This is a genomic window from Myroides sp. LoEW2-1, from assembly GCF_009767705.1.
Classification (GTDB): domain Bacteria; phylum Bacteroidota; class Bacteroidia; order Flavobacteriales; family Flavobacteriaceae; genus Flavobacterium; species Flavobacterium album_A.
Map to the genome: position 1 here is coordinate 1 of NZ_WSPP01000130.1, position 5,761 is coordinate 5,761.

Annotated in this window: 6 protein-coding genes; 3 read left to right on the forward strand and 3 right to left on the reverse strand. The window is 33.2% G+C overall.

Going from position 1 to position 5,761, the window contains the following annotated elements:
• Positions 1–114: 114 nt before the first annotated feature.
• The gene (locus GOQ24_RS08655) at positions 115–960 is read left to right on the forward strand and encodes a methylated-DNA--[protein]-cysteine S-methyltransferase (RefSeq protein ID WP_160339487.1); all 846 of its coding nucleotides are present in this window, start codon (positions 115–117) and stop codon (positions 958–960) included.
• Between the two features lie 153 nt (positions 961–1,113).
• Here GOQ24_RS08655 and GOQ24_RS08660 read toward each other — a convergent pair whose 3' ends face one another.
• A complete protein-coding gene (locus GOQ24_RS08660; RefSeq protein ID WP_317165483.1) occupies positions 1,114–1,608 on the reverse strand; it encodes a DJ-1/PfpI family protein in 495 nt (164 codons plus the stop codon).
• A gap of 277 nt (positions 1,609–1,885) precedes the next feature.
• Here GOQ24_RS08660 and GOQ24_RS08665 point away from each other — a divergent pair, with 277 nt between their 5' ends.
• Entirely contained in the window at positions 1,886–2,773 is an 888-nt protein-coding gene (locus GOQ24_RS08665; protein ID WP_160339488.1) for a helix-turn-helix transcriptional regulator, read from the forward strand.
• A gap of 61 nt (positions 2,774–2,834) precedes the next feature.
• Here the strand turns inward: GOQ24_RS08665 and GOQ24_RS08670 are convergent, their stop codons facing one another.
• Complete coding sequence (locus GOQ24_RS08670; protein ID WP_160339489.1) at positions 2,835–3,824, reverse strand: helix-turn-helix transcriptional regulator; 990 nt, start codon at positions 3,822–3,824, stop codon at positions 2,835–2,837.
• A 149-nt stretch (positions 3,825–3,973) separates the two neighbouring features.
• Here GOQ24_RS08670 and GOQ24_RS08675 point away from each other — a divergent pair, with 149 nt between their 5' ends.
• Positions 3,974–4,708 (forward strand): DUF6796 family protein, encoded by a 735-nt coding sequence (locus GOQ24_RS08675; protein ID WP_160339490.1) that lies wholly within the window; start codon positions 3,974–3,976, stop codon positions 4,706–4,708.
• A gap of 193 nt (positions 4,709–4,901) precedes the next feature.
• Here GOQ24_RS08675 and GOQ24_RS08680 read toward each other — a convergent pair whose 3' ends face one another.
• Entirely contained in the window at positions 4,902–5,735 is an 834-nt protein-coding gene (locus GOQ24_RS08680) for a universal stress protein (RefSeq protein WP_155093072.1), read from the reverse strand.
• Positions 5,736–5,761 lie beyond the last annotated feature (26 nt).

The following is a 5,761-nucleotide window of genomic DNA, read 5'->3' on the forward strand; positions in this document are numbered from 1 at the left end:
CACTAGAGAGATACACCAATTTCTGTATCTCTCTTTTTTTTAAACATTAGCAAGAATTGGATTTTTTATTTATAAAAACATTTTCACCTTTGTAATGACCTAATCTGAATAAAAATGCAGACCCAAGAGCATATAAACTACAAAAGGATAGAACAAGCAATTATTTACTTAAAGGACAATTTTGCCAAACAGCCATCTTTAGAGCAAGTAGCAAATCACGTGCACTTAAGTCCTTCCCATTTTCAGCGTATCTTTGATAATTGGGTTGGGATTAGCCCTAAAAAGTTTATCCAATACATCAGTTTAAACCACGCTAAAACACTACTATCAGAGCCAGAGGCTACACTATTTGATACCACCTATCAAACTGGTCTATCAAGTAGTAGTCGCCTACACGATATGTTTGTCAATATAGAAGGGATGACACCGGCAGAATACAAAAATGCTGGTAAAAACCTTCAAATCAGCTATGCTTTTTACAATAGTATTTTTGGGAGCATTATCATTGCTTCTACATCAAAAGGCATTTGTTATATAGCCTTTGAGGATGATCAATCACAGGCTATTGACAACCTTCAAATGCGCTTTGCCAATGCTCATTATACTCAACAAGAAACAGACTATCACAAACAAGTATTAGGGGTTTTTCAAAACGATTGGTCACAGGTAAACAAAATCAAACTTCACTTAAAAGGGACTGACTTTCAGCTCAAAGTATGGGAGGCGCTTTTACAAATACCCATGGGTAGATTATCTACTTATGGGCAAATAGCAAAAGAAATAGGTAATCCTTCTGCCTCAAGAGCTGTAGGTACAGCAATTGGCAGTAACCCTATCGCACTGCTTATCCCCTGCCACAGAGTTATACAAGCCTCTGGTATATTTGGCGGATATAGATGGGGACCAAGTAGAAAAACGGCTATTATCGGTTGGGAGGCTGCAAAAACGGATCACCTATAAAACAAACAACTCTTTCATTGCAGAATCCTTGATAAGGATGAATTTTATATTTTTGGCCATTCTTGATTCACACCATACTGATACTGCATCATCTTTGCTATCTTCTCTTGTATGGGTTTTCCACTGTATTTTTCCACTAAATAAAGTGATAGATCAATGCGAGGTAATTCCCGATGCCGTAAGAATCTCTTGTGAATCCACCAAGCGCACATCTTTTACAAGTATAGCTTTTACAAACTGATCTTGCATATTGTTTGCCTGCATGAAATGTGTGGTAAACTTTCTGTTGTCTAAAAGACCTGCATAGCCTAATAAATAAGCACCGGTACAAACAGAAGCTAATTTTACACCTTCTTGGTTGTTTTGAATCAAAAACTGCTTGATTTGAACTTGCTCTGACAATGCCTTTACTGCATCAGAGGGTGCCCCTGGCAGTAGAATTAAGTCAACTAAAGGCAAATTATCAAAACTATACGAAGGAGTAATACAGACAAGTCCTTGCTCGGTCTTTATTTGATTACCATCTTGGGAAAACAAATAAATCTGATATTGATTATCTGTTAAACGGTTGGCTTTGATAAACACATCAGTTGGTCCTGCAAAATCTTGTAACTCCATCTCAGGATAAACAAATACACCTATTTTCACTTTATTTTATCCTGATACAATTATTGGAAAATAACACAATAAGAATGTGATTATAATATTTAATTTCATTTGACTTGATTTTAAAGCAAATTTACATTTACACTACCGCTAAAGTGTTTCGTTTAAGATGCTTTTTAAATCAAAATTCAATACCATTAGTCATTGAAGTATTTTAGAACTAAAAAAACAAGTGCTCACAACTAACTTTTAATATTATGTTATTTAAAATCATTATAATTAAGTAATTTTACACCAGATTAAACAAATAAACTTGATTTTGAATACTTCTAATATTGCATTAAAAAAACAGCAAATTAAAGCCCAAGGGATAAAGATGGATATTGCAAAGCTATGCAGTGATGATTTTTATATCAAATACGGAAAGTACTATGCTGAAAAACCATTCAAACATACGGTAGTATCAAACAAACAAAGTGTACTAACTTGCAATTGCCTTATAGGTAGTAGTATAACACTAAATCACTCAAATTTAGATATAGCCCAACGCAGTTCAGTATTATTTGTTGAACAAGCCACAGATTATCAACACATAATGCACACCAATCAAAATAAAGAAGGAGTCTTTATAGAGACATCCGTATCTAAGGATTTCTTTTATGCTTTATTTGAAGGTGAAGACCACTATCTCGAGAGTCTTTTCAACCCTACTAATGCCCGCATCCACTTACCAATTGATTATAATTTAGTAAAAAGCCTAAACTCCCTAACCACTCACCCTTATCAAGGAAAATTGGCAGAACATTTCACAGAGGCTAAAATTATTGAGATACACTTACAACAATACAACAACTGGTTACTTTGGCAAAACAAATCAACACCCCATTTACTTGAAAAAGACAAACAAGCAATTCACTATGTCAGACAATACATAGAGCAATATTACGAACAAGATTTTACCATAAAACAATTAGCTTTAATGGTAGGAATTAATCAAACAAAGCTTAAAGCAGGATTTAAACTACTATTTGATACATCAATTTTTAAATACTTACACGATCTTCGAATGAATATAGCTGCTGAGTTAATAAAAGAAAATACCCTAAGTGTGTATCAAATCGCAGAAAAAGTTGGTTATAAACACAGTCATCACTTTAGTAATGCCTTTAAAAAACACTTTGGCATTTTGCCCTCACAATTTAAATAAACTGTAGTGATTAATTCTATTACTTTAGTAAATCAATGGATTTTTTTGTTGAAAATACAACTTATACTCTATTTTTAATTTGACTAGGTACAATACCGTATTTTCGCTTAAAAGCAGTTGAAAAATGTCTTGCATTACTATATCCTACCATGTGAGCTATCTCAGCTATCGAATAGTCACCTTGATTTAATAAACGATTAGCTTTCTGCATCTTTACATCGTTCCAATAGCCAAAAACAGTAGTTCCGAAAAGCTCTTTAAATCCTTTTTTAAGTAAAAAATCATTAGTTCCAACACGGTGAGCTAACTCAAGTAAAGTAGCTGATGAATCTAAATGTGAGGTGATATAATCTCTAACAGCGTGTAGTTTATCGATATCTGCTTTTCTAAGTGAATACCCCAACGATGGTGTATCTGAGCTAAACTGTTCAAGTTGAAGCAATAAAAGCTCAAGTACCTTTGATTCGATAAACATGCGTTTAAAGGTTCCCTTTCTTTGACAGTATTTTATCTGATGAATAATATCGTACATATCTGGGGTTATTATACGATGAGACTCGCTAAACAACCCAGATTGACCTTTGGATAATAAGTTTCTAAAATGATCAAAAACGCCATGAGTATCAGGTAAGAACTTCTCAAAAAAAACAGGAGCAATATTTATCTCACAAGTTTCAAAATACTCACTGCTCCAATCCATTTTGCCACTTATTCTATTTCCGTAAAGAATATTGTGCTGATTAGCTTTAAAAGCTATATCACTACTGATATTACTTGTTCTTGCAAGGTTAGATCCCTTTAAGGCAAAGTGCATTTCAATTGTTTCAAAATTACTTTCAAACTCAACAACAATTGGTTTCTTAAAAAAGGTATCTCCAAATGTAATATGGATACCCTCAAGAAAAATCTCCATAGTATCCCCTTTAGCCAAAGCAGAGTTCATAGTACTTTGCTTGACTTCGATACCGTCTTTAAAACTTGCAAACCAGTCAGGATAATGTTTCTCAAATAACATTAGTCCTTGACTGTTATCATAAACTCTTAAATTCATTATTGTTTTTTAAAATTCCGTATCACGGACATTACACTCCGGATCACATACATGCTTTGTTTAAGTAGTCTGTTATATTTGCACAAAGATATTCAATAATTAAGAATAGTTCTAAATAAAACAATTAATAAAAACTCAACAAATTAAGTATGACGTATTCAACAAAAGTAAAGTGGTCATTTATCTCAGCTATCCTGGCATCAATTTGCTGGATTATAGGAGATATGTTCGTGGCGGGATTTGATGTAAATCCAGAAGATTATCCCTTATTTGCACAAACTTATGCAGATCAAGTAGATGTAGGTTTTGCTACTCTAATGCTTGAGGGCTCAAGCTCTCGTCTGATGTTTGGTGCACTGATTGCCTCGATGACAGCCACTTTGTTTCTACCTGGTGTATGGTTAGCTTGCCAATATATTATTGATAAAAACAAATGGTACGTTTGGGCAACCTATTTTCTACTTATTATCAGTGTAGTTTTAATGCCTCTGGGGCATGGTGTTTTCTTCTACACTGGTGAGATATTCAAAGCTATTTATAACACCGATCCAATTGCCCATCCATATTTGTTAGAAATGGCCAATAATTTTATGACAGTTACATACATTACTTGGGCAACAGCAATTGTAATTCTGCTACTGGCATGGTTATGCTATTCTATCTTAGTTTTTACAGGAAAAACAAGACTTCCTAAATGGGCAGGGTTAATCTCACCTGTATTTATTGCCATTTATCAATTACCTATTAAGTTTATTCTTCCTCAATCTGAACTAAGAGGATGGTTAATGGCTGCAGCTTTCAATATTGCTTATCTAGTGTTTTTTGTTATTCTATTGTTTGTATTCAAAAACAGATTAAAGCACCCATCAGTTAACAACAATTAGATCTATAAATAATACACTTTTTATATATACAGGAAGTACTTCTCCCCTAAAGAGTGCTTTCTAAGTCAAAAAGCTAATAAAAACTTTAAAGTTCAAGAGTACTGCAAAGTAATTAGCTGACAATTCTATACAAGCAAAAAGAGCTATACTTTAAATAAGTATAGCTCTTTCACTTTATAAATAATTCGTGTACTTATTCTTCGTGGAATGCAAGAACAGGAACGTAATTGTGGTAACTTAATTTCTTAGTCATACTACTTGTAAATAATTTCTCAAAGAAATTTCTACTACGAGTAATAGAAACTAATAAGTCAATGTTTTCCTCATCTAAGAAATCAAAAATTGCTTTCTCAATATCATTAGACTCTACAACGAAAAACTTAACTGGTTCACCTTTGTAGTTTTCTTCCCAACTTTTGACAACTGCAGGATCTATTTTGTTCTTAGTAGTAGAAACGTGAACGCATTTAACTGTAGCTCCAAATCCCTTAGCAATTGGAATTAACTTATCTAAAATAGCTTTATCTTGTGTCTTAAAAAGTGTAGAGAAAGCAATAGAATCAACTCCATCAAAAATAGCATCATGTGGGATACTCAAAACTGGAATATCTAAAGAGCTAATAGCATTAGCTGTATTTGAACCAAGCAATTTCTTGTCTAATCCAGAGTTACCATTAGTTCCCATAACTACTAAATCAATCTTCTCTTCTTTTACGCGTTTTTTCAAAATCGTGTTCAAGAAACCTTCTTCTAAGATAAAGTGCATAGGAACATGATCTAAATTGTGCTTCTTAGCAATATCTCTGATTTGTGGTACTTGATCTTTAAAGTTTTCAAAGTTGCTTAACTCAATTGTTTTATAAACGTCCTGAACCATAACTGGATTAGCAGTAGCTGAAATCACAGGCATTTCATAAGCATGTAGAACAAATAGAGTAGCATTCTGATTTTCTGCCATTCTCAAAGCGTAAACTAACGCGTTATTAGCTGTATCAGAAAAATCTGTTGGGAATAATATTTTTTTCATAGTATGCGATTGTAATGTTTGTATAA